The sequence below is a fragment of the Streptomyces violascens genome (assembly GCF_014649955.1).
Classification (GTDB): Bacteria; Actinomycetota; Actinomycetes; order Streptomycetales; family Streptomycetaceae; genus Streptomyces; species Streptomyces violascens.
In genome coordinates, this window is record NZ_BMUA01000008.1 from 139,360 (window position 1) to 162,523 (window position 23,164).

20 protein-coding genes are annotated in these 23,164 nt (G+C 70.2%); 14 read left to right on the forward strand and 6 right to left on the reverse strand.

The window, feature by feature from the left end; all coding sequences use genetic code 11:
- Positions 1-50: 50 nt before the first annotated feature.
- Both IE206_RS18545 and IE206_RS18550 read right to left on the reverse strand, forming a co-directional pair.
- The gene (locus IE206_RS18545) at positions 51-2,444 is read right to left on the reverse strand and encodes an MFS transporter (protein WP_189963285.1); all 2,394 of its coding nucleotides are present in this window, start codon (positions 2,442-2,444) and stop codon (positions 51-53) included.
- Between the two features lie 187 nt (positions 2,445-2,631).
- Entirely contained in the window at positions 2,632-3,075 is a 444-nt protein-coding gene (locus tag IE206_RS18550) for an SRPBCC family protein (protein ID WP_189963287.1), read from the reverse strand.
- A 163-nt stretch (positions 3,076-3,238) separates the two neighbouring features.
- Here IE206_RS18550 and IE206_RS18555 point away from each other — a divergent pair, with 163 nt between their 5' ends.
- Both IE206_RS18555 and IE206_RS18560 read left to right on the forward strand, forming a co-directional pair.
- Positions 3,239-4,276: an Rv2578c family radical SAM protein gene (locus IE206_RS18555; RefSeq protein ID WP_189963288.1), complete on the forward strand. Its 1,038-nt coding sequence runs from the start codon at positions 3,239-3,241 to the stop codon at positions 4,274-4,276.
- An 81-nt stretch (positions 4,277-4,357) separates the two neighbouring features.
- Entirely contained in the window at positions 4,358-4,762 is a 405-nt protein-coding gene (locus IE206_RS18560; RefSeq protein WP_189963290.1) for a RidA family protein, read from the forward strand.
- A gap of 3 nt (positions 4,763-4,765) precedes the next feature.
- Here IE206_RS18560 and IE206_RS18565 read toward each other — a convergent pair whose 3' ends face one another.
- Positions 4,766-5,344, reverse strand: a complete 579-nt coding sequence (locus IE206_RS18565; protein WP_189963293.1) for an adenylosuccinate lyase — start codon at positions 5,342-5,344, stop codon at positions 4,766-4,768.
- A gap of 403 nt (positions 5,345-5,747) precedes the next feature.
- On the opposite strand from IE206_RS18565, the gene IE206_RS18570 reads away from it, so the two are divergent.
- The 9 genes from IE206_RS18570 (at position 5,748) to pssA (ending at position 16,567) form a co-directional block, all read left to right on the forward strand.
- Positions 5,748-7,529 carry a 3-hydroxyacyl-CoA dehydrogenase family protein gene (locus IE206_RS18570; RefSeq protein WP_189963295.1) on the forward strand — a complete coding sequence of 594 codons (1,782 nt, stop codon included), beginning with the start codon at positions 5,748-5,750 and terminating at the stop codon, positions 7,527-7,529.
- 91 nt (positions 7,530-7,620) lie between these two features.
- The gene (locus tag IE206_RS18575; RefSeq protein WP_189963297.1) at positions 7,621-8,427 is read left to right on the forward strand and encodes a TetR family transcriptional regulator; all 807 of its coding nucleotides are present in this window, start codon (positions 7,621-7,623) and stop codon (positions 8,425-8,427) included.
- A gap of 403 nt (positions 8,428-8,830) precedes the next feature.
- Complete coding sequence (ccrA, locus tag IE206_RS18580) at positions 8,831-10,168, forward strand: crotonyl-CoA carboxylase/reductase (RefSeq protein ID WP_189963299.1); 1,338 nt, start codon at positions 8,831-8,833, stop codon at positions 10,166-10,168.
- Complete coding sequence (locus IE206_RS18585) at positions 10,165-12,210, forward strand: ethylmalonyl-CoA mutase (protein WP_264198832.1); 2,046 nt, start codon at positions 10,165-10,167, stop codon at positions 12,208-12,210. The genes ccrA and IE206_RS18585 overlap by 4 nt, the downstream gene beginning before the upstream one ends.
- On the forward strand, positions 12,207-13,172 hold the full coding sequence (locus IE206_RS18590; protein ID WP_189963302.1) for an HpcH/HpaI aldolase/citrate lyase family protein: 966 nt from the start codon (positions 12,207-12,209) through the stop codon (positions 13,170-13,172). The genes IE206_RS18585 and IE206_RS18590 overlap by 4 nt, the downstream gene beginning before the upstream one ends.
- Positions 13,173-13,178: 6 nt before the next feature.
- Positions 13,179-13,688 (forward strand): MaoC family dehydratase, encoded by a 510-nt coding sequence (locus IE206_RS18595; RefSeq protein WP_189963304.1) that lies wholly within the window; start codon positions 13,179-13,181, stop codon positions 13,686-13,688.
- Positions 13,689-13,690: 2 nt separating this feature from the next.
- Positions 13,691-14,896 carry an acyl-CoA dehydrogenase family protein gene (locus IE206_RS18600; RefSeq protein WP_189963306.1) on the forward strand — a complete coding sequence of 402 codons (1,206 nt, stop codon included), beginning with the start codon at positions 13,691-13,693 and terminating at the stop codon, positions 14,894-14,896.
- A gap of 173 nt (positions 14,897-15,069) precedes the next feature.
- Positions 15,070-15,726, forward strand: coding sequence for a phosphatidylserine decarboxylase (locus IE206_RS18605; protein WP_189963308.1), 657 nt, complete (start codon positions 15,070-15,072; stop codon positions 15,724-15,726).
- Entirely contained in the window at positions 15,713-16,567 is an 855-nt protein-coding gene (gene pssA / locus IE206_RS18610; protein ID WP_189389371.1) for a CDP-diacylglycerol--serine O-phosphatidyltransferase, read from the forward strand. The genes IE206_RS18605 and pssA overlap by 14 nt, the downstream gene beginning before the upstream one ends.
- A gap of 350 nt (positions 16,568-16,917) precedes the next feature.
- Here pssA and IE206_RS42470 read toward each other — a convergent pair whose 3' ends face one another.
- The 3 genes from IE206_RS42470 to IE206_RS18620 form a co-directional block, all read right to left on the reverse strand.
- Positions 16,918-17,352, reverse strand: a complete 435-nt coding sequence (locus IE206_RS42470; protein ID WP_226599718.1) for an MFS transporter — start codon at positions 17,350-17,352, stop codon at positions 16,918-16,920.
- Complete coding sequence (locus tag IE206_RS18615) at positions 17,295-18,437, reverse strand: MFS transporter (RefSeq protein WP_226599719.1); 1,143 nt, start codon at positions 18,435-18,437, stop codon at positions 17,295-17,297. The genes IE206_RS42470 and IE206_RS18615 overlap by 58 nt, the downstream gene beginning before the upstream one ends.
- 140 nt (positions 18,438-18,577) lie before the next feature.
- Positions 18,578-19,732 carry a glycerate kinase gene (locus IE206_RS18620; RefSeq protein ID WP_189963310.1) on the reverse strand — a complete coding sequence of 385 codons (1,155 nt, stop codon included), beginning with the start codon at positions 19,730-19,732 and terminating at the stop codon, positions 18,578-18,580.
- 142 nt (positions 19,733-19,874) lie between these two features.
- On the opposite strand from IE206_RS18620, the gene IE206_RS18625 reads away from it, so the two are divergent.
- From IE206_RS18625 to IE206_RS18635, 3 genes are all read left to right on the forward strand, one after another.
- Positions 19,875-21,590, forward strand: coding sequence for a BCCT family transporter (locus IE206_RS18625; RefSeq protein WP_189963312.1), 1,716 nt, complete (start codon positions 19,875-19,877; stop codon positions 21,588-21,590).
- A 60-nt stretch (positions 21,591-21,650) separates the two neighbouring features.
- Entirely contained in the window at positions 21,651-22,163 is a 513-nt protein-coding gene (locus IE206_RS18630; RefSeq protein ID WP_189963313.1) for an NUDIX domain-containing protein, read from the forward strand.
- Between the two features lie 230 nt (positions 22,164-22,393).
- Positions 22,394-23,128 carry an SIR2 family NAD-dependent protein deacylase gene (locus IE206_RS18635; protein ID WP_189963315.1) on the forward strand — a complete coding sequence of 245 codons (735 nt, stop codon included), beginning with the start codon at positions 22,394-22,396 and terminating at the stop codon, positions 23,126-23,128.
- The last annotated feature ends 36 nt before the right edge of the window (positions 23,129-23,164 follow it).

Genomic DNA, 23,164 nt, shown 5'->3' on the forward strand with positions numbered 1-23,164 from the left:
CGTGAATAGGCGCACGCCCGCGCGAAACCGGCCCTCTCCTTGACGAAAGGTCAGTCCTCGTGGCCGAGTTGGAGGTCCCGCTCGGTCCGTCCGCCGCCCGCGACCTGCAGGACCGTGGCCACCGGCGGATAGCCGGCCGCGATCACCGTGTATTCGCCGGAGGACAGGTCGACGAAGCGGAAGGTGCCGTCGGGACCGGTGGTGAGGGTGTCCACGACATTGCCCGCGGCGTCGAGGAGCGTCACCCGGGCGTCCTCCACGGGCCGCCCGCCACCGGCCCGCACGGTGCCGCGAAGGACGGCCCCGCCGGCCAGCTCGATGTCCTGCCGGGTCTCGCGCGATGCCTGCACGCTGACGGGGAGCGCGGCGGGCCGGAAGGCGGGTGCGCTGGCGGCCAGGGTGTACTCCCCCGCCACCAACTCCGTGATCACATAGCCGCCTTCGCGCCCGCTGCGGGTGGCGGCCACCACTTCGCCGCGTACGTCGGTGAGGGTGACGGCGGCGTCCCGCACCGGGCTGCCGTCGGCGGTGACGACGCTGCCGGCGAGGCGTCCGGCGCCGCCGAGCACCACGTCGAGGTCGACGGGGCGTTCGCCGACGGTCACGGCGACGGCCTGCGGCTGGTGCCCGCCGGCCGCGGCGATCAGGACGTACGATCCGGCGCCGGGCACGCTCAGCGCGTACCGCCCGTCGGCGCCGCTGGCCCCGCGGCCGACCTGCCGGCCCCGTACGTCGACGAGGGTGAGGGCGGCGCGCGGCACGGTGGATCCATCGTGGTGCTGGACGGTGCCGGTGACCGGGACGCCGCTGGCGCAGCCGGAGTTGTTGGCGGTGCGGGCGTGGGGCAGGGGTGCGGTCTCGGCTGCGGGGGCGTTCTGGGACACCAGCGGTTTCTCCTTGAGGAAGAAGGCGAGGACGAAGCCGAGCACGAGCACCGGCACGAGGTACAGGAAGATCCGCGGCATGGCGTCGGCGTACGCCCGGATGTAGCCGTCGCGCAGCGCGGGCGGCATGGCGTGCACCAGCTGCGGGGCGATCGACTCGGGGTCGGGCAGGTGGACTCCGGCCGGCAGCCGCTCGGTGAGCGCGTGGGCGAGGCGGTTGGTGAACAGGGTGCCGAAGACGGCGGCGCCCACGCTGCCGCCGATCTGCCGGAAGAAGTTGTTGGCGCTGGTGGCGGTACCGAGGTCGGCGGGGTCGACGGCGTTCTGCACGGCCAGGATGAGGACCGGCATGACCAGGCCGATGCCGGCGCCGAGCACGGCCATCCAGATGCTGTAGTCGAGCCGCGGGGTGTCGATGGCGAGTCCGGAGAGCAGCCACATGCCGAGGGCGGAGACCGCGCCGCCGAGGATCGGGTAGATCTTGTAGTGCCCGGTGCGGCTGATGAGCTGGCCGGAGACGATCGAGGCGCCGACGATGCCGCCCATCATGGGCAGCACGAGCAGCCCGGACTCGGTGGCACTGGCCCCGTCGACCATCTGCAGGAAGGTCGGCAGGTAGCTGGCCGCACCGAAGAGGGCGACGCCGATGACCGCGCCGACGAGCCCGGAGACGTTGAAGATCGAGTCGCGGAACAGCCGCAGCGGGATGACGGGTTCGGCCGCGAAGTTCTCGACGACGAGGAACAACAGAGTCGTTCCGGCGGCGCCCGCGGCGAGCCCGAGGATCTGCCGCGAATCCCAGGCGTACTCCGTGCCGCCCCAACTGGTCAGCAGGACCAGGCAGGTTGAGGCGGCGGCGAGCAGCAGCATGCCGAGCACGTCGAGGCGGGGCCGGACGCGGGGCCGGGGCAGTTTCAGTACGGCGGTGATGACGGCCAGGGTGGCCAGGCCGAACGGCACGTTGATGTAGAAGCACCAGCGCCAGGAGGCGTGGTCGGTGAAGAAGCCGCCGAGCAGGGGCCCGGCGACCGAGGCGAGTCCGAAGACGGCGCCGATCAGGCCCATGAAGCGGCCGCGCTGCCGGGGCGGCACGATGTCCGCGATGATCGCCTGCACGCCGATCATGAGCCCGCCGCCGCCGATGCCCTGAACCGCCCGGAAGGCGATGAGCTCGTCCATCGTGCGTGACCAGCCGGCCAGGGCCGAGCCGACGACGAACACGACGATCGCGAACTGGAAGACGGGTTTGCGGCCGAACTGGTCGCCGAGCTTGCCGTAGATCGGCAGCCCGATGGTGGAGGCGAGGAGGTAGGCGGTGACGGCCCAGGACACCTTGTCGAGGCCGCGCAGATCACCGACGATCTTCGGCAGCGCGGTCGCGACGATCATCTGGTCGAGGGCTGCGAGCAGCAGGGTGAGCATCAGCCCGAGGAAGACCATGCGCACCCGGCGGGGCGTCAGAGGGGCCTGCTGCACCGGGAGTTGGCCCTCCGGCCGGTCCGCCGGGGCCGGAGCGGGCTCGGCGGCCCGCTCGTCCTTCACCAGAGTGATCCCGCCCACGAAACTGCTCCCCTCGTCGCGCTTGCGCCGACCATTTCTCGCATTACGCGACAACCGGGGCAACCGAGACGAGCGGAGCGGGAGGCGCACGCCGGGGGCTTAAGCGCTGGCGGGAGCCCCTACGGCGCACTACGGGCCGGAACGGAAATCCACCCGAACCGGTGACCGCAGGGGAGGGTTGCGCGGGCTACTTCTCCACTTCCTCGGCCAGCTTGGCGAGCATCGCGTCGTAGATGCGGCCAAGTCCCTTGGGCGCAAAGGTCCTTTCGAAGAATCCGCCGATGCCTCCGGCACCGTTCCACACGGTGCTGACGACGACCTTGGAGCGGCCCTCGCCCGCGGGCGTGACCGTCCAGGTGGTGACCATGGAGGAGTTGCGGTCCTTCTCGACCAGCTGTCCGTCGGTCGGCTCGGTGACCTCCAGGAGGCAGTCGCGGACGCGCTTGCTGGTGGCCTGGAGCTTCCAGTGGACGAGAGTGCCCTCGCCGTCTCCGCCCTCGCGGACCTGGTACTCGCTGAAGTGCTCCGGCAGAAGCTTGGGGCGTCCGTCCTTGTAGTCGGCCAGCGTGTCGAACACGGTCTCCGGATCCGCCGCGACGATCCGCTCCGTCGTGGCCTCGACCTGCGCCATGGCACTTCCTCCAGCACTTGTGTTTCCGGGGTTTCGGGGGCGGACCAAGCCAACCACCTCGGGGTCCGCCGTCACAATCCGGGTTGCGATCAAGAAGGGAACATGTGTTCTATTCAGGGGTGGGAGTGACCGAACAAGGCCCACGGGAGCAAAGGAGGCGTTCATGCGCTGGGAGAATCTCGCCGATGACGACGCCCCGTCCGGCCCGGCCCGCACGGCCGCGCTCTTCGCCGCGGACGCGGTGACGACCCGGACGTTCGACACCCCCGAGTTCCGCGGGATCACCTTCCACGAGATCCGGGCCCGCTCGATCGTCAACCGGGTGCCGGGCGCCTCGCGGATGCCGTTCGAGTGGACCGTCAACCCGTATCGCGGCTGCTCGCACGCATGCGTGTACTGCTTCGCACGCAAGACGCACAGCTATCTGGATCTGGACACCGGCCTCGGTTTCGACTCGCAGATCGTGGTGAAGGTCAACGCGCCGGAGCTGCTCCGGGTCCACCTCGCCTCGCGCCGCTGGCAGGGCGCGCACATCGCGATGGGCACGAACGTCGACTGCTACCAGCGGGCCGAAGGCCGCTATCGCCTGATGCCGGGCATCATCGAGGCGCTGCGCGACCACGCGAACCCGTTCTCCATCCTCACCAAGGGCACGCTCATCCTGCGCGATCTGGAGCTGCTCAAGGAGGCGGCCGCGGTGACCGAGGTGGGCATCTCGGTCTCGGTCGGCTTCCTCGACCAGGAGCTGTGGCGCACGGTCGAGCCGGGCACCCCCTCTCCGGAACGCCGCCTCGACGCCGTCCGCACGCTCACCGAGCACGGCATCGGCTGCGGAGTCCTGATGGCCCCCGTGATCCCCTTCCTCGGCGACCACCCCGACCAGCTGCGCGCCACCGTCCGCGCGATCGCCGCCTCGGGCGCCACCTCGGTGACCCCGCTGGTGCTCCACCTGCGCCCGGGCGCGCGCGAGTGGTTCATGGCGTGGCTGGGGCAGCACCATCCCCATCTGGTGCGGCGGTACGAGCGCCTGTACGCGGAAGGCGCGTACGCCCCGAAGTGGTACCAGCGCCGCATCACCGGCCAGGTGCACGACCTGGCCAGGGAATTCGGCATGGGCCCGGCCCACCGCGGCGCGGCCCGCCGCATCCCGGCAGCCCTCGAGCCCACCCGCCCGGAGCCGACCCAGCTGACCCTGCTCTGAAGCGGCTCCGACCTGCGCCGAAGCCGTCAACTGCCGGGGTCCTCGGGGCGATTGTCAGTGCCGTGCGCGAGAATGATCCGCATGACTTCACCGACTCGTGTCCTCGCACCCGAAGGCGTCGCTCCCGGCACCGGCTACAGCCATGTGGTCTGGGGGACCGGCCGGTTCGTCGCGATATCGGGGCAGTGCGCCCTCGACGAGAAGGGGAACGTCGTCGGCGAGGGCGACGCGCGTGCCCAGGCGGACCAGGTCTTCGAGAACCTGCGCCGCTGCCTGGCCGCGGCGGGGGCCACGTTCGAGAACGTGGTGAAGCTGACCTACTTCGTCACGGACATATCCCACCTGCCCGCGGTCCGCGCGGCACGCGACGCCGTGATTGGCCCCGACCAGCTGCCCGCGAGCTCGGCGGTGCAGGTGAGCGCCCTGTTCCGCCCCGAGCTCCTCGTGGAGATCGAGGCGTTCGCGGTGACCGCGGAGGCGGTCTGACCCTCAGCGCCTCCCCGCCTCGATGCGGCGCAGTGCCCACGCCGCCGGGCGGGCGAGGCGGGGGTGGGCCAGGGCCTCGGTCAGGACGTCGACGGCCTGCTTGTCGCCCAGCTCGCCCAGGCCCTCGATGCAGGCCTGGGCCACGCGCCAGTACGGGCTGTACGGGGAGAGCAGCGGGCGCAGGGTCTTGATCAGGGCCGGTACGGATTCCGGGGCCCGCAGCGCGGTGAGCAGGCGGACCGGGTGCAGGGCGTAGGCGGTGCGCAGTTCGTTGGTGGCCAGGGCCGCCGCCGCGCGCGCGGTGCGCGGGTCGCCGAGTCTGGCCAGCGCGTACGCGGCGCTCACACAGCGCTCCGGGTCGCGGTGGTTGAGGAGCAGGATCAGCGTCTCGAAGGCCCGGCGGTCCCCCGCGACGCCGAGCCGGAACGCCGCGACCTCCCGCGCCCAGAGCGGGCGTTCGGGCTCGGTGAGCACCGCCGCGAGTTCGTCGCGGTCGGCGCAGGCGATCAGCCGCTCGTACGCCGCCGACCCCCCGGTCTCGGCACGCACCCGGTCCGCGAGCGACCTGAACTCCTCATCCATGCCCAAAAGGGTAGTGGCGCAAGGGCGTTGGCACCCCAAGGATGATCGGATGCGGGGCCCCGGAAAGCAGGGCAAGCGTCCAGCAACCACATTTCTCGCGCCAGAACGGGCGCGAGCCAGATCACACCGGTTGGACGCGACGGAGGGCTGGCGCGCTCGTTACTCGCCGGTTAACCTCAAGTGAGCGGGTAACCCCCGCCGACTCCGGTGGCCTGGTGACGCAGCCACCGCGAGTGCTTGTCGGTTCGGCAGTTCTGTACGACGCGCCCCGGGACAGGGCCGTCGGCCCTTGGCACCACGACACAACTCCCGCACGCCGTGCGCCCGTTGGCGTATTCGAGCGCCCCCTGATGCCGGTCGCGTGCGCCCTCTCTCAGTCGTCACTCATCCCTGGAGTCCCGTGATGGACATCCCCCTGAACACTGTCGCCGTGGTCGGCCTCGGCACGATGGGCACCGGCATCGCCGAGGTCCTGGCCCGCGCCGGCCGCGAGGTCATCGGCATCGACATCAGCGAGCGCGCCGCCCGCCAGGCCGTGGCCTCGCTCGAAGCGTCCACGGCCCGCGCGGTGTCCCGCGAGCGGATCACCCCGCAGGAGCGGAGCGACATCCTCGCCCGGTTCCGTACCTTCACCGACCTCCAGGCCGCGGCCGAGGCCGAGCTCGTGATCGAGGTCGTGCCCGAGTCGTACGAGCTCAAGAGCCAGGTCTTCCACGCGCTCGACGCCATCGTCGCCCCCACCACGATCCTGGCGACCGGCACCAACGCGCTCTCGGTGACCCGGCTCGCCGCCGACTCCGCGCACCCCGAGCGCGTCCTCGGCCTGCACTTCTTCAACCCTGCACCCGCGATGAAGCTCGTCGAGATCGTCTCGTCCGTGCTCACCGCTCCCCCGGCCGTCGACGCGGTCACCGCGCTCGCCCTCGACCTCGGCAAGGAGCCCGTCGCGGTCGGCGACCGCCCCGGCTTCGTCGCCGACGGGCTGCTCTTCGGCTACCTGAACCAGGCCGCCGCGATGTACGAGTCGAAGTACGCCTCGCGCGAGGACATCGACGCCGCGATGAAGCTGGGCTGCGGCCTGCCGATGGGCCCGCTCGAACTTCTCGACCTGATCGGCATCGACACCGCGCGGACCGTCCTGGAGGCCATGTACGCCTCGTCCCAGGACCGCCTGCACGCACCCGCCCCGATCCTCGGCCAGCTCGCCGAGGCCGGGCTCACCGGCCGCAAGAAGGGCCGCGGCTTCTACACGTACGAGGGCGAGGGCAGCTCGGTCGTGGTGGCCGACGCCCAGACGCCGGGCTCCATCGCGGGCGCGGGCGGCGGCCGTGAGATCCGCTCGGTCGGCGTGGCCGGCTCGGGCACCATGGCGTCCGGCATCGCGGAGGTCTTCGCCAAGGCCGGGTACCACGTGGTGCTCGCGGCCCGCAGCCTGGAGAAGGCGGAGACCGCCAAGTCCCGTATCGGCAAGTCGCTTTCGCGCTCCGTCGACAAGGGCCGGCTCACCGCCGAGGCCCGCGAGGAGACCCTCAACCGGATCACGGCGGCGGGTGCCCTGGAGGCCTTCGCCGAGGTCGACCTCGCCATCGAGGCGGTCGCCGAGGACCTGGAGGTCAAGCAGCAGCTCTTCGCGACCCTGGACAAGATCTGCAAGCCGGGCGCGGTGCTCGCCACCACCACGTCCTCGCTGCCCGTCGTCGCCTGCGCCCGCGCCACCTCGCGCCCGCAGGACGTCATCGGCATGCACTTCTTCAACCCGGCCCCGGCGATGAAGCTGGTCGAGGTGGTCCGCACCGTGCTCACCTCCGACGAGGTGCACGCCACCGTCCGCGAGGTCACCGCGAAGATCCGCAAGCACCCGGTGGACTGCGGCGACCGCGCCGGGTTCATCGTCAACGCGCTGCTCTTCCCGTACCTCAACAACGCGATCAAGATGGTCCAGGAGCACTACGCGACGCTGGACGACATCGACGCCGCGATGAAGCTGGGCGGCGGCTACCCGATGGGCCCGTTCGAACTGCTCGACGTGGTGGGCCTGGACGTCTCGCTCGCCATCGAGAAGGTGCTGCACGCCGAGTTCCGCGACCCGGGCCTGGCCCCGGCGCCGCTGCTCGAACACCTCGTCGCGGCCGGCTGCCTGGGCCGCAAGACGGGCCGCGGATTCCGCGAGTATGCCCGGCGCTGATCCGGAAGCGGGGTGGGGCGGGCTGCTGCAGCCTCCGGGCAGCTCGCCCCCGTGGGCGCGACTTCCTGCAAATATGCAGTACGTTCGGTCCATGCCCCAGCCAGCCAGGTCCTCCCGTACGAACGCTGTGCCCGACGCCCCGGAAAGTGCCGCGGGCAGCCGGGCGGCCGCCCAGCGGCTCAAGATGCGCCGGGAGCTGGCGACCGCGGCGATGGACCTGTTCTCCGCGAAGGGGTACGAGGCCACCACCGTCGACGAGATCGCGGCCCGGGCCGGGGTGGCCCGGCGCACCTTCTTCCGCCACTTCCGCTCCAAGGAAGAGGCGATCTTCCCCGACCACGACGACACCCTGGTGCGCGCCGAGGCGGTCCTGAACGCCGCACCCCCGCACGAGCACCCGCTCGACACGGTGTGCCGGGGCATCAAAGAGGTCATGAAGATGTACGCGGGCTCCCCCACGGTGTCCGTGGCCCGCTACAAGCTGACCCGCGAGGTGCCGACGCTGCGCGAGGCCGAGATCGCCTCGGTCGCCCGCTACGAGCGCCTCTTCACCCGCTATCTGCTCGGCCACTTCGACGAGCACGACCACCAGCCGGGGAACGACGACCCGCTGCTCGCCGAGGTCGCGGCGTCCGCGGTCGTCACCGCGCACAACCACGTACTGCGCCGCTGGCTGCGGGCCGGCGGCCAGGGCGATGTGGAGACCCAGCTCGACCACGCCTTCTCGATCGTGCGGGAGACCTTCGGTTCCGGCATAGGAGCGGGCCGCACGGCCAAGCCGAAGCCGGCCGCCGCCTCCGTCTCGACCAGCGACGAGGTCCTGGTCGCGGTGGTCCGCACGGACGCGCCGCTCGACGAGATCATGCAGACCATCAAGCAGGCGCTGAAGACCAGGTAACCCTCACCCGCCCCGATGGCCGCATCCCTCGCTCAGGGATGCGGCCATCGGCGTTTGCGTTGGACTGCGGCGCTGACCTGCAACGATCGATCATCGCTCATCTGCGCAGGTCAATCCGCAATTGAGAGAAACTCTTGGCACGCAGTGTCTTGTCACTTGGCACCGGGTGCCATACGTTGATGTTGTCCGGGCGGCCGGCGTGCAGAGCAACCTCGTACGCCGGCTGTCCCCACAAGCCGCCACTGGCAAGTGCGCCCGGACGCCTGCGTCACAGGCAACCCTCCCGCGCCCACCAGGCGCTGCCGTATCTGAACCACACCGCCGAACCGACGGCACACCTCCACAGCACCACCCCCGAAGACCCTCAACGCCCCCCGTCGGGCGCTTCGCCGGAGGCAACACCGTGAAGGAAATCCTGGACGCGATCCAGTCGTCGGAGTCCACCTCCGCCGACTTCGCCGCTCTGCCGCTCCCCGAGTCGTACCGCGCGATCACCGTGCACAAGGACGAGGCCGAGATGTTCGCCGGGCTCAGCACCCGCGACAAGGACCCCCGCAAGTCGATCCACCTGGACGAGGTGCCGATCCCCGAACTCGGCCCGGGCGAGGCCCTGGTGGCCGTCATGGCCTCCTCGGTCAACTACAACTCGGTCTGGACCTCGATCTTCGAGCCGGTCTCCACGTTCAACTTCCTGGAGCGCTACGGCCGGCTCAGCGAGCTCACCAAGCGCCACGACCTGCCGTACCACATCATCGGTTCGGACCTCGCGGGCGTCGTGCTGCGCACCGGCCCCGGCGTCAACGCCTGGCAGCCGGGCGACGAGGTCGTCGCGCACTGCCTGTCGGTCGAGCTGGAGAGCTCCGACGGCCACAACGACACGATGCTCGACCCCGAGCAGCGCATCTGGGGCTTCGAGACCAACTTCGGCGGTCTCGCCGAGATCGCCCTCGTCAAGTCCAACCAACTCATGCCCAAGCCACGGCACTTGAGCTGGGAGGAGGCCGCCGCTCCGGGCCTCGTCAACTCGACCGCCTACCGTCAGCTGGTGTCCCGCAACGGCGCCGGCATGAAGCAGGGCGACAACGTCCTGATCTGGGGCGCCAGCGGCGGACTCGGCTCCTACGCCACGCAGTTTGCGCTCGCCGGCGGCGCCAACCCGATCTGCGTCGTCTCCAGCCCCGAGAAGGCGGACATCTGCCGGGCCATGGGCGCCGAGGCGGTCATCGACCGCAACGCCGAGGGCTACAAGTTCTGGAAGGACGAGCAGACCCAGGACCCCAGGGAGTGGAAGCGCTTCGGGAAGCGCATCCGCGAGTTCACCGGCGGCGAGGACATCGACATCGTCTTCGAGCACCCCGGCCGCGAGACCTTCGGCGCGAGCGTCTACGTCACGCGCAAGGGCGGCACCATCACCACCTGCGCCTCGACCTCGGGCTACATGCACGAGTACGACAACCGCTATCTGTGGATGTCCCTGAAGCGCATCATCGGCTCGCACTTCGCCAACTACCGCGAGGCGTGGGAGGCCAACCGCCTGGTGGCCAAGGGCAAGATCCACCCGACACTCTCCAAGGTGTACTCCCTGGAGGACACCGGGCAGGCCGCCTACGACGTGCACCGCAACCTGCACCAGGGCAAGGTCGGCGTGCTGGCCCTCTCTCCCCGCGAGGGCCTCGGCGTCAGCGACCCCGAGCTGCGCGAGAAGCACCTGGACGCCATCAACCGCTTCCGCAACATCTGAGCCGGGGACCACTCATGACAGAGCGTCAGAAGGATCGGCCGTGGCTCATGCGGACGTACGCCGGTCACTCGACCGCCGAGGCGTCCAACGAGCTCTACCGCAACAACCTGGCCAAGGGTCAGACGGGTCTGTCGGTCGCGTTCGACCTTCCGACGCAGACCGGATACGACCCCGACCACATCCTCGCCCGCGGCGAGGTCGGCCGGGTCGGGGTCCCGGTGTCCCATCTCGGTGACATGCGGCGGCTGTTCCAGGACATCCCCCTGGAACAGATGAACACCTCGATGACGATCAACGCCACCGCGATGTGGCTGCTCGCCATGTACCAGGTGGTCGCCGAGGAGCAGGGCGCGGACATCACCAAGCTCCAGGGCACCACCCAGAACGACATCGTGAAGGAGTACCTCTCGCGCGGGACGCACGTCTTCCCGCCGGGCCCTTCGCTGCGGCTGACGACCGACATGATCTGCTACACCGTCAACAACATCCCCAAGTGGAACCCGATCAACATCTGCAGCTACCACCTGCAGGAGGCGGGAGCCACCCCGGTCCAGGAGATCGCGTACGCGATGTCCACCGCGATCGCCGTCCTGGACTCGGTGTTCGCGTCGGGCCAGATCCCGGAGGACCGCAAGGGCGATGTCGTGGCGCGCATCTCGTTCTTCGTGAACGCGGGCGTCCGCTTCATCGAGGAGATGTGCAAGATGCGCGCCTTCGGCCGCATCTGGGACAAGATCACGCGGGAGCGGTACGGGATCGAGGACGCCAAGCAGCGCCGCTTCCGCTACGGCGTCCAGGTCAACTCGCTCGGCCTGACCGAGGCCCAGCCCGAGAACAACGTCCAGCGGATCGTGCTCGAAATGCTGGCCGTCACGCTCTCGAAGGACGCCCGCGCCCGTGCGGTCCAGCTCCCCGCCTGGAACGAGGCGTTGGGCCTGCCCCGCCCCTGGGACCAGCAGTGGTCGCTGCGCATTCAGCAGGTCCTGGCGCACGAGAGCGATCTGCTCGAGTACGAGGACATCTTCGCCGGGTCGCACGTCATCGAGGCCAAGGTGGACACCCTCGTCGAGGAGTGCCTCGCCGAGATCGACCGCATCCAGGAGATGGGCGGGGCGCTCGCCGCCGTCGAGTCGGGCTACCTCAAGTCGCAGCTCGTCTCCTCGCACGCCGAGCGCCGGGCCCGTATCGAGGCCGGCGACGAGAAGATCGTCGGCGTCAACTGCTACCAGGCGACCGAGCCGAGCCCGCTCACCGCGGACCTGGACGGCGCGATCATGACGGTCGACCCGGCCGTCGAGGCCCGCGTCGTCGCCTCGCTCAAGAACTGGCGCGACACCCGCTATCAGCCGCCCTTCAACCACCCGCGGCCCTGCAAGGCCCTGGAGAAGCTGAAGGAGGCCGCCAAGGGCACCGGGAACCTCATGGAGGCGACCCTGGAGTGCGTGCGCTCCGGGGTCACCACCGGCGAGTGGTCCGAGGCGCTGCGCGAGGTGTTCGGCGAGTTCCGGGCGCCCACGGGCGTCTCCTCCGCGCCGGTCGCGGTCACCGCCGAGGCGGGCACGCCGCTGGCCCTGGTCCGCGAGAAGGTGGCGCGGACGGCCTCGGACCTGGGCTCCGGGCGGCTGCGCCTGCTGGTCGGCAAGCCGGGCCTTGACGGGCACTCCAACGGCGCCGAGCAGATCGCGGTGCGGGCGCGCGACGCCGGGTTCGAGGTGGTCTACCAGGGCATCCGGCTGACCCCCGAGCAGATCGTGAGCGCCGCCCTCGCCGAGGACGTGCACTGCGTCGGCCTGTCCATCCTGTCCGGCTCGCACGCCGAACTCGTCCCGGATGTCCTGGTGCGGCTGCGCGAGGCGGGCGCGCCCGACATTCCGGTGATCGCGGGCGGGATCATTCCGCCGGCCGACGCCGAGGAGTTGCGCAAGGCGGGCGTTGCCGCCGTTTTCACCCCTAAGGACTTCGGTATCACGGAGATCATCGGCCGTATCGTCGACGAGATCCGGAAAGCGAACAAGCTCGACCCGTTGGAGGTCCCCGCATGAGCACCCCCGTCAACCGTCTCCGCCCGCGTCGCTCCTGCCTCGCGGTCCCCGGGTCGAACCCCCGCTTCCTGGAGAAGGCCCAGGGCCTGCCCGCCGACCAGGTCTTCCTCGACCTGGAGGACGCCTGCGCCCCGCTCGCCAAGCCCGAGGCGCGGCACACCATCGTCAAGTTCCTCAACGAGGGCGACTGGACCGGCAAGACGCGAGTCGTGCGCGTGAACGACTGGACGACCGAGTGGACGTACCGCGACGTCGTGACCGTCGTGGAGGGCGCCGGCCAGAACCTCGACTGCATCATGCTGCCGAAGGTGCAGACGGCCGACCAGGTCGTGGCCCTGGACCTGCTGCTCACCCAGATCGAGAAGACGATGGGCTTCGAGGTCGGCAAGATCGGCATCGAGGCGCAGATCGAGAACGCGCGCGGCCTGAACAACGTCAACGCGATCGCGGAGGCCTCGCCGCGTACCGAGACGATCATCTTCGGCCCGGCCGACTTCATGGCGTCCATCAACATGAAGTCCCTTGTCGTGGGCGAGCAGCCGCCCGGGTACGGCGCGGACGCGTACCACTACATCCTCATGAAGATCCTGATGGCCGCGCGCGCCAACGACCTCCAGGCGATCGACGGCCCCTACCTCCAGATCCGCAACGTGGACGGCTACCGCGAAGTGGCCAAGCGCGCCGCCGCCCTCGGCTTCGACGGCAAGTGGGTGCTGCACCCCGGCCAGGTCGAGGCGTCGAACGAGATCTTCTCGCCGTCGCAGGAGGACTTCGACCACGCCGAGATGATCCTCGACGCCTATGAGTGGTGCACCTCCGAGGCGGGCGGCAAGAAGGGCTCGGCGATGCTCGGCGACGAGATGATCGACGAGGCGAGCCGCAAGATGGCGCTGGTCATCTCCGGCAAGGGCCGGGCCGCCGGCATGAAGCGCACCACGACGTTCGAAGCCCCGGAGGCGTAAGACATCATGCAGTTCGGCCGCACCTACGAAGAGTTCGAAGTCGGAGCCGTCTACAAGCACTGGCCCGGAAAGACGGTCACCGAGTACGACGACCACCTCTTCTGTCTGCTCACCATGAACCACCACCCGCTCCACATGGACACCAACTATGCGGAGAACACGACCGACTTCGGCAAGAACGTCGTCGTGGGCAACTACATCTACTCGCTCCTGCTCGGCATGAGCGTGCCGGACGTCTCGGGCAAGGCGATCGCCAACCTGGAGATCGAGTCGCTGCGGCACGTGGCGCCGACCTTCCACGGCGACACGATCTACGGCGAGACGACGGTCCTCGACAAGACCCCCTCGAAGTCGAAGAACGACCGCGGGATCGTCTACGTCGAGACCAAGGGCTACAAGCAGGACGGCACTCTGGTCTGCGTCTTCCGCCGCAAGGTGATGGTGCCGACCGAGACGTACATCAAGGAGCGCGGCGGCGAACAGCCCGGCCGCCCCGAGCTGCGGGAGAAGAACTAGCCATGGCCCGTCTCGCGCAGACCGCCGGTCTGACCGACGTCCAGCAGGAAATCCTGGCCACCGTGCGGGACTTCGTCGACAAGGAGATCATTCCGGTCGCGACCCAGCTGGAGCACAAGGACGAGTACCCGACGCAGATCGTCGAGGGGCTCAAGGAGTTGGGCCTGTTCGGCCTGATGATTCCCGAGGAGTACGGCGGTCTCGGGGAGTCGCTGCTCACCTACGCGCTGTGCGTCGAGGAGATAGCGCGCGGCTGGATGTCGGTGTCCGGCATCATCAACACGCACTTCATCGTCGCGTACATGCTCAAGCAGCACGGCACCCAGGAGCAGAAGGACACCTTCCTGCCGCGGATGGCGCTCGGCGAGGTGCGCGGCGCGTTCTCGATGTCGGAGCCGGCGCTCGGCTCGGATGTGTCGGCGATCACGTCGAAGGGCGTCAAGGACGGCGACGAGTACGTCCTGAACGGCCAGAAGATGTGGCTGACCAATGGCGGAACGTCATCACTGGTGGCCGTTCTGTGCCGGAGTGACGAAGGACACCCCGAGGGCACGGCGCCCCACAAGTCGATGACGACCTTCCTGGTGGAGAAGGAGCCGGGCTTCGGCGAGGTCCGCCCCGGCCTGACCATCCCCGGCAAGATCGACAAGATGGGCTACAAGGGCGTCGACACGACCGAGCTCATCATGGACGGACTGCGCATTCCGGCCAATCGGGTCCTCGGCGGGGTCACCGGCCGAGGGTTTTACCAAATGATGGACGGCGTCGAGGTCGGCCGCGTCAATGTCGCCGCCCGTGGCTGCGGAGTCGCGCAGCGTGCATTTGAGCTGGGTGTCTCTTATGCCCAGCAAAGGCAGACTTTCGGAAAGCCGATCGCCCAGCACCAGGCGATTCAGTTCAAGCTCGCCGAGATGGCTACCAAGGTCGAAGCCGCCCATGCGATGATGGTGAACGCAGCACGCAAAAAGGACTCCGGGGAACGAAACGACCTCGAAGCAGGGATGGCGAAGTACCTCGCCTCCGAGTACTGCAAGGAGGTGGTGGAGGACGCCTTCCGTATCCACGGCGGCTACGGCTTCTCCAAGGAGTACGAAATCGAACGCCTGTACCGCGAGGCGCCGATGCTGCTCATCGGTGAAGGTACCGCCGAGATCCAGAAAATGATCATTGGCCGCCGACTTCTTGAGGAGTACCGGTTCCAGGGTTGATTGTCGCTTTTGGGTCGGTTTGGCCGCGAAGAACATCACACCCTGTCATCGTCTTCCGGCCGCCGACTCGGCTTCTGGCTTGCCCAGTTGCGGCTCGCAACCGATACCATCGCCGGTAAACCTGCCGCCGTCCCCCGTTGCCAGCGCGGCATCATCCGCTACGAAGGTCATCCATGCCCCACAGCCAAACCTCTGCACCACGCGACGGCTTCCTCAAGGGACGCCTTGCTCGCGGAGCATCGCCGTGGCTTCTGCCGACCGTCGCCACCGCAGCCCTCAGCCTGGCCCGCTCGCGCCGCTCCAAGGGCGCCGCGATCGTGGCCGTGCCCACCACCGCCCTCGCGGCGGGCATGCTGTGGTTCTTCCGCGACCCCGAGCGTGAGATCACGCAGGGGCGGGTCATCTCCCCCGCCGACGGTGTGGTGCAGAGCATCATGCCGTGGAAGGACGGACGTACCCGCGTCGCGATCTTCATGAGCCCGTTGAACGTCCACGTCAACCGCGCGCCCCTCGCGGGCACGGTGACGTCGGTGGAGCACATCCCCGGTGGCTTCGTCCCGGCGTTCAACAAGGAGAGCGAGAACAACGAGCGCGTTGTCTGGCACTTCGACACCGAGCTCGGCGACATCGAGATGGTGCAGATCGCCGGCGCGGTCGCGCGGCGCATCGTGCCGTACGTCCCCCAGGGCACCAAGGTGGAGCAGGGCGAGCGCATCGGCCTGATCCGCTTCGGCTCGCGGGTCGACATCTACCTCCCCGAGGGTGTCGAGGTCGCGGTCGAGGTCGGGCAGGCCACCACGGCGGGGGTGACTCGAATTGACCGTGATTGATCCCGAGACGCAGGCCGGCTGGGTCCCCGAGGCGGAGTCCGAGGACGACGTCGAGGAGATGCCGCTGTCACTGCGCCTGTCGATAGCGGACACGCTCACGCTCGGCAACGCCACGTGCGGATTCATGGCGGTGTACTTCACCACCACGGGCATCCTCATCCCGCACCTCTCCGGCAGCCAGGAGACGGGCATGGCGCGGCACTCCGCCGCGACCGCCGTGATCCTGATGCTGCTCGCGGCGATCTTCGACCTCTGTGACGGTCTGGTCGCCCGCAAGCTGCGCAGCTCCCCGATGGGTGCCGAGCTGGACAACCTGTCGGACCTGATCAGCTTCGGGCTCGCCCCGGCCTACTTCGTGCTCGTGTACGGAATGGTCGCGGACGACGCCCACCAGCGGGTCGCCGCGGTCGCCGCGATCACGGTGCTGCTCGCCGTGGTGCTGAGACTCGCGCGCTTCAGTTGCGTGACGATGAAGGACGGCATGTTCCAGGGCATGCCGAGCCCCTTCGGTGCGCTCACCGTCGTCTCGATCGTCCTGCTCGAGCTGCCGTTCGTCCCGACGCTGCTCGCCGTCATAGGAGTCGCCTGGCTGATGGTGAGCCGGGTCGAGTACCCCAAGCCGCGGGGCATCCTCGCGGTGGCGATGCTCAGCTGGATCATCGGTGCGATGGGTCTGCTCGCGGCGTGGGCGTTCGACGCTCCGGGCGGTCAGATGCTGCTCCAGACCGGCTGTGCGCTGCAGATCGTCCTGGCCGCCACGATCCCCCTCTTCGCGACGGCCCGCCGGGTGAACACCTTCCGCGACAACCGCCGCGAGGCGCGGGCGGCTCAGCTGCCGTAGTGCCTCACGGTGCTGGAAAGGGGCCCAGGGTTCTTGAACCCTGGGCCCCTTTCCGTACGCCTATGCCTTTTCCGCGTCCGCGGGGGCGTGCTGGGTGTTCGGCTGCCGGGTTTGCCCTCCCGTCCGGCCCCGGCGGGGGCTCCGCCCCCTGCACCCCCGGTCGCGCCTTGAGGACGCTCGTCCTCAAACGCCGGACGGGCTGTAAGTGCCCCGGCATCGACGCTGCCAAGGAGCCCGGGGAACTTGCGCGACCCGCTCGGCATCAGTCCTGCCAGGGGCGCGGGGAACTGCGCGAGAGGCGGGCCCGCCCCGCCCGGGGTGCCCGGGCGGAGCGAGGCGGCGGCGGGGGGTCAGTGGGCGTTTTCCGTGGGGCGGAGGTCGGCCGGGATCTTCGCCCAGGCCAGCGCGGCCGCGGCGAGCGGCAGGATCGCAGCCAGCAGGAACGTCGGGGTCATGCCCGAGGTGAACGCGGCGGAGGCCTTCTCCAGGAGCAGCGCCCCGGCCGGTCCGCCGATCTCCCCGGCCACATGGGCCGCCTCGCCGACCGAGTCCCGTACGGAAGCGGTGGTGGCCCCGTCCAGGGCCAGCTCCGGCAGATGCGTCCGGTACAGGGCCGCCGCGACGCTGCCGAGGATGGCGACGCCCATGGCCGCGCCCAGTTCGTAGCAGGTCTCCTCGACGGCGGCCGCCCCGCTGACGTGCTCCTTCGGGGTGGAGGCCATCAGGGTCACCGACGCGGCCGTGGTCGCGACGCCGACACCGCAGCCGAGCACGCCGAGCGCCACGGCAACCCCAGGTAGGCCAGCGGCCCGGACTGCTGGAACAGCCACGGCAGCGCGAGGCCCGCGGTCATCAGGAGCAGTCCGCCGCCGATGACGTGCCGGATCGGCAGGCGGTGCATCAGGACCGGGGCCACCAGCGAGGTGACGACCAGGCCGAGCGGCGCCGGCAGCAGCCGGATGCCGGCCTCCAGCGGGCTGTAGCCCTGGCCGTACTGGAACCACTGGGTGACCAGGAACAGGGCCGAGCCGAGCGCGATCATCCCGAGGAAGATCGATGCGGCGGCGATGCTGAACGAGCGGTTGGTGAACAGCCTCACGTGGAGCAGCGGCTGGGGCAGTCTCAGCTGGCGGCGGACGAAGATGGTCAGCGCGACGGCGGCCACCACGAGCAGCGTCCACGCGACGGGGTCGGTGGGACCGCCCTTGCCGAGCTGCTTGATGCCGCCCGCCAGGGCGAGCATGCCGACGATGGACTGGCCCACGCCCCACCAGTCCCATCGGCCCTCGCGCCGCTGCCGGGACTCGGGCAGCATCCAGGCGCCGAACGCGATGATCGCCAGGGCGACCGGGATGTTGATCAGGAACGCGGACTGCCAGCCGTTCCGCTCGACGAGCAGCCCGCCGACCACCGGCCCGAGCGCCATGCCGCCACCGAAGACGGCGGCCCACACGGCGTAGGCGAGGGCGCGTTCGCGGGCGTCGGTGAAGACGTCGCGCAGGATCGACAGGGTCGACGGCATGATCGCCGCGCCGCCGACGCCGAGCAGCGCCCGAGCGGCGATGACCTGCCAGGCCTCGGTGGCGAAGACCGCCATCAGCGAGGCGAGCGCGAAGATCGCGAAACCGGCGAGCAGGAGCCGCTTGCGTCCCCAGCGGTCGCCGAGCGCACCGGCCGTCACCAGCAGCCCGGAGAGCGCGAGCGCATAGACGTCGATGATCCACAGCTGCTGCACGGAGCTGGGCTGCAGGTCGCTGACCAGCGAGGGGAAGGCGACGTTCAGGATCGTGGTGTCCATCGCGATCAGCAGCAGGCTGCCGGAAAGGATCGCGAGGACAACCCAGCGCCGAGGGTCGAGGGGCGGCGTCATGACACACTCCAGTATCGAATGAGACATCATTGTCTCATATGGGATGGAGGCGTGCACGCGCGTGGCTCCCGCATGACTTCAGGGAACGACAGAACGGCCCCCACCGCGATGTGCGACGGGGGCCGTTCTCGTACGACGGGCTAGCGCAGGAAGTCGCCCGCGATGTTCTGGGCGACGCGCTCCAGGAGCGGGCCCGCGTTGGCCATGCACCGGGCCGGGTCCGGCTCCAGCTCGGTCAGCGCGTAGGCGCGGCGGATGCCTGCCTCGCCGAGCTGCCCCGGCTGGAGCAGGAGGCGGCCGCACACCGCGACGACCTCGACGCCGGCCGCGCGGGCCGCCGCCGCGACGCCCGCCGGGGCCTTGCCGTGCAGGGTCTGCTCGTCGAGCGAGCCCTCGCCGGTGATCACCAGGGTGGCCCGGGCCAGCGCGGGCGCGAAGCCCAGCACGTCGAGCATGACCTCGATGCCGGGCCGGAACGTGGCGTCCAGGGCGACGAGCGCGCCGTAGCCGATGCCGCCGGCCGCACCGGCGCCCGGGGCGAGCGCGGCCTCGGCGGCCTTCGCGCCGAGCACGCCTTCGAGGACCTTGGCGTAGTGGGCCAGGGCCGCGTCCAGGGTCGCCACGTCCTCGGGCGATGCGCCCTTCTGCGGGCCGTAGACCGCGGGGGCACCCTTCGGGCCGGTCAGCGGGTTGTCGACGTCGCTGGCGAGGACGAGTTCCACGTCCTTGAAGCGGGCGTCGAGGCCCGAGAAGTCGGCCGTGGCGAGGCCCGCGAGCGCGCCGCCGCCGGGGCCGACGGGCTCGCCCGCCGCGTCCAGGAAGCGGGCGCCGAGCGCGGCCAGCATGCCGGCGCCGCCGTCGGTCGTCGCGCTTCCGCCGACGCCGAACACGATGGTCCGCGCGCCCGCGTCGAGGGCTGCGAGCAGCAGCTCGCCGGAGCCGTACGTGGTGGCGGTGAGCGCCGCGAAGACGCCCTCGGGAAGGTACTGGAGCCCTGAGGCCTCCGCCATCTCGACCACGGCCACACCGTCGCGTACCGCGTACGCGGCGGTCACCGGGGTGCCGACGGGGCCGGTGACCCGCACCTCACGGCGCTCGAACCCGGCCGCCACCGCGGCCGCCACCGTGCCGTCGCCGCCGTCGGCGACCGGCAGGGTCTCCACCCGCAGATCCGGGACGACCCGCCGCAGCCCGGCCGTCACCCGCTCCGCGACCTGTACGGCCGTGAGCGAGCCCTTGAACTTGTCCGCCGCCACGAGTACGCGGGCGGTCTCCAAAACTGCGCCGTCCGTCACCTTGCTATCCCTTGCTTTCGAACAGGCAGTCGCGCCGCTTCAGACCCTATCCGCCCGGCGCGCACCTGCCCATAGCTGCCAGGGTTCACGGACGGCGCGCCACCCCACAAAATGCGTACATTCCACACCATAGTGGGCCGACATGAGGATGGATTCGATCGATCATTCCGGCTCCGGCACCCCGCCGGGCGACTCTTCCCCGGCTCCCGGCCCCTCCCCCGACCACACCGTGATCACCGTCGGTGTGCTCGCGGTGGTGGCCGTGGTGGGCTGGGCGGCGCTCGGCAAGAGCTCGTTCGACAGCGCCTCCTCGACGGCGCTGGCCTGGGTCCTGGACAACTTCGCCTGGCTCTTCGTGGTCGCCGCCGACGTCTTCCTGGTGCTGTGCGTGGTCCTCGCGATCAGCCGGTACGGGCGGATCAGGCTGGGCGCCGACGACTCCGAGCCGGAGTTCACCAACCTGGCCTGGATCGCGATGATGTTCAGCGCCGGCATGGGCATCGGCCTCATGTTCTACGGGGTCGGCGAACCGCTCACCCATTTCCTGAGCCCGCCCCCGGCGACCGGTGCCCAGCCCGGCACGGGCGATGCCGCGCGCACCGCCCTGGAGTACTCCTTCTTCCACTGGACGCTCACCCCCTGGGCGATCTACGGCATCGCGGGGCTCGCGCTCGCGTACGCGGGGTTCCGCAAGGAGCGCGGCAACCGGCTGTCCTCCGCGTTCGTACCGCTCATCGGCGAACGCCGGGCGGACGGCCTGCCCGGCCGATGCGTCGATCTGCTCGCCGTCTTCGCGACCGTCTTCGGCACCGCGACGAGCCTCGGCCTGGGCGCGCTCCAGGTAGCCGAAGGCCTGGACATCACATCAGGCATCAACAACTCCCAGACCACCCAACTCGTCATCATCGCCTCACTGTCGGCGGCCTTCGTGCTCTCCGCCTTCTCGGGCCTGCACAAGGGCGTGAAGTGGCTGTCCACGATCAACATCGTGCTCGCCGCGGTGCTGATGCTCTTCGTCTTCCTGCTCGGCCCGACCGTCTACGTCCTCGACACCATCCCGGCCTCGATCGGCGGCTATCTGCACGACCTGCTCCCGATGGCCAGCCGCACCGGCGCCTTCACGGACCGGGCGTGGCTGGGTGCGTGGACGGTCTTCTACTGGGCCTGGTGGCTGTCCTGGGCGCCGTTCGTCGGCACCTTCATCGCCAGGATCTCCCGCGGCCGTACCATCCGCGAGTTCCTCATCGGGGTGCTTCTCGTGCCGAGCGGCGCGACGGTGATCTGGTTCTGTGTCATGGGCGGCACGGCGATCCGGCTCGCCTCCACCGACGCGGCCGACCTCGCCGGCGCGGTGAAGGACGGGGCCGAGGCCTCGCTCTTCGCGATGCTGGACGCGCTGCCGATCGGCACGGTCACCTCGTACATCGCGATGGCCCTGGTCATGACGTACTTCATCACCAGCGCGGACTCGGCCTCGCTCGTGATGGGCTCGCTCACCAGCCGGGGCTCGCTGCACCCGCCGACCTGGCTCGTGGTGATGTGGGGCGTGCTGATGGCGGCGGTCGCGGCGGTCCTGCTCGTGGCGGGCGGCCTCAAGTCCCTCCAGACGGCGACGATCCTGGTCGCGCTCCCCTTCGCCTTGGTGATGCTGGGCCTCTGCTGGTCCCTGGTGAAGGAACTGCGCGAGGACCCGGGTGCGGGGCCGTCCCGCCACGGCGCCCTGCACGGTCTGGGCGACGCGGTGCGGGCGATGGTCGGCGACGCGATCACCGAGCAGGGCGCGGCCAGGCACCACCGGCTGCGCCGGGCCGCCAAGTCCCGTACGGGTGAAGACGGTTCGGGCCCGTCGCAGGCCTAGCGGGGATGAGCCCCACCATGGCGGGTCGGCCCCCTGACCAGGCCCCCTACCCTTCACCCCATGACGACCGACAACGCCACAGCCCCCGACAACGACTACGCCGCCTACATCGCCGGACTCCCCCGCGTACTCTCCGGAGCCGCCGCGCTGTTCCTGGACGCCGGGAACCGGGTGCTGCTCGTCGAGCCCAACTACCGCGAGGGCTGGGCGCTGCCCGGCGGCACCGTGGAGTCCGACACCGACGAGACCCCGCGCATGGCGGCCCGCCGCGAGACCCTCGAAGAGATCGGCCTCGACGTGCAGCTGGGCCGCCTGCTCGCCGTGGACTGGGTGCACGGCAAGGCGCGCCCGCCGATCGTGGCGTACGTCTACGACGGCGGGGTGCTCGACGAGGACCGCCTGCGGGCGATCCAGCTCCAGGAGGAGGAACTCCTCTCCTGGCGCCTGGTCCCCCGCGAAGACCTCCTCGCCCACCTGCCCGGCGCGCTGGGCCACCGCGTACTGGCCGCGCTGGACGTCCTGTTGGAGGGGCGGGGGACGGTGGAGCTGGAGAACGGTCACCGCGTGGGGTGAGCGGCACCGGCTGCCGGAGGGGCGCCCCCGGATCGGCAGCGATGTGGCTCGCCCCGTCGGTGCGGCGGGCGGTGCCGTGGTGGTGGGTGTGCCCGGTTGTGATGCTGGGGCTGGTCGCGGGGGTGCGGTGGGGGGGTGGGCGGGTAGGTGGCTCCAACGGGGCCTCGCGCCCGGGAGGGGCGTGCCGAAATCCGTTCGCTCCCTTTCCCGGCGCCCCCTACGCTCCCCGCATGAGCAAGCCACTCGTCGCGATTCTTTCCGGTGCCGGGATCTCCACCGATTCGGGGATCCCCGACTACCGCGGGCCGAACGGTCTGTGGCGGCGCGACCCCGAGGCCGAGAAGCTGGTGACGTACGACTTCTACATGGCCGATCCGGAGATCCGGCGCCGGTCCTGGCTGATGCGCCGGGACAGCCCCGCTGTCAAGGCCGAGCCGAACGCGGCGCACCGCGCGGTCGCCGAACTCGAGAAGTCCGGCGTGCCGGTCCGGGTGATCACTCAGAACGTCGACGGGCTTCAGCAGCGCGCGGGCTTCCCGGAGCGCAAGGTCCTCGAACTCCACGGCACCGCAAGGGCGGTGACCTGCACCCGCTGCCACGCGCGGTCCTCGATGGACGAGGCGCTGGCGCGGGTGACGGCGGGCGAGGCGGATCCGCCGTGCACGGTGTGCGGGGGCATCCTCAAGGCGGCGACCGTCATGTTCGGCGAGCGGCTCGACCCCGAGGTGCTCGCCCAGGCGATGACGATCGCCAAGGCGTGCCAGGTCTTCATCGCGGTCGGCACGACCCTCCAGGTCCAGCCGGCCGCCTCCCTCGCGGGGATCGCGGCGGACGGAGGCGCCCGGCTGGTCATCGTGAACGCCGATCCGACGCCGTACGACGCACTGGCCGACGAGATCGCACGCGAACCGATCGGCACGGCACTGCCACAACTCCTGCGCGAGCTCGGCCGGTTGACCCTGTGAAGGAGTGACTGGACGGGGCGCCCCGCGCCTCACACA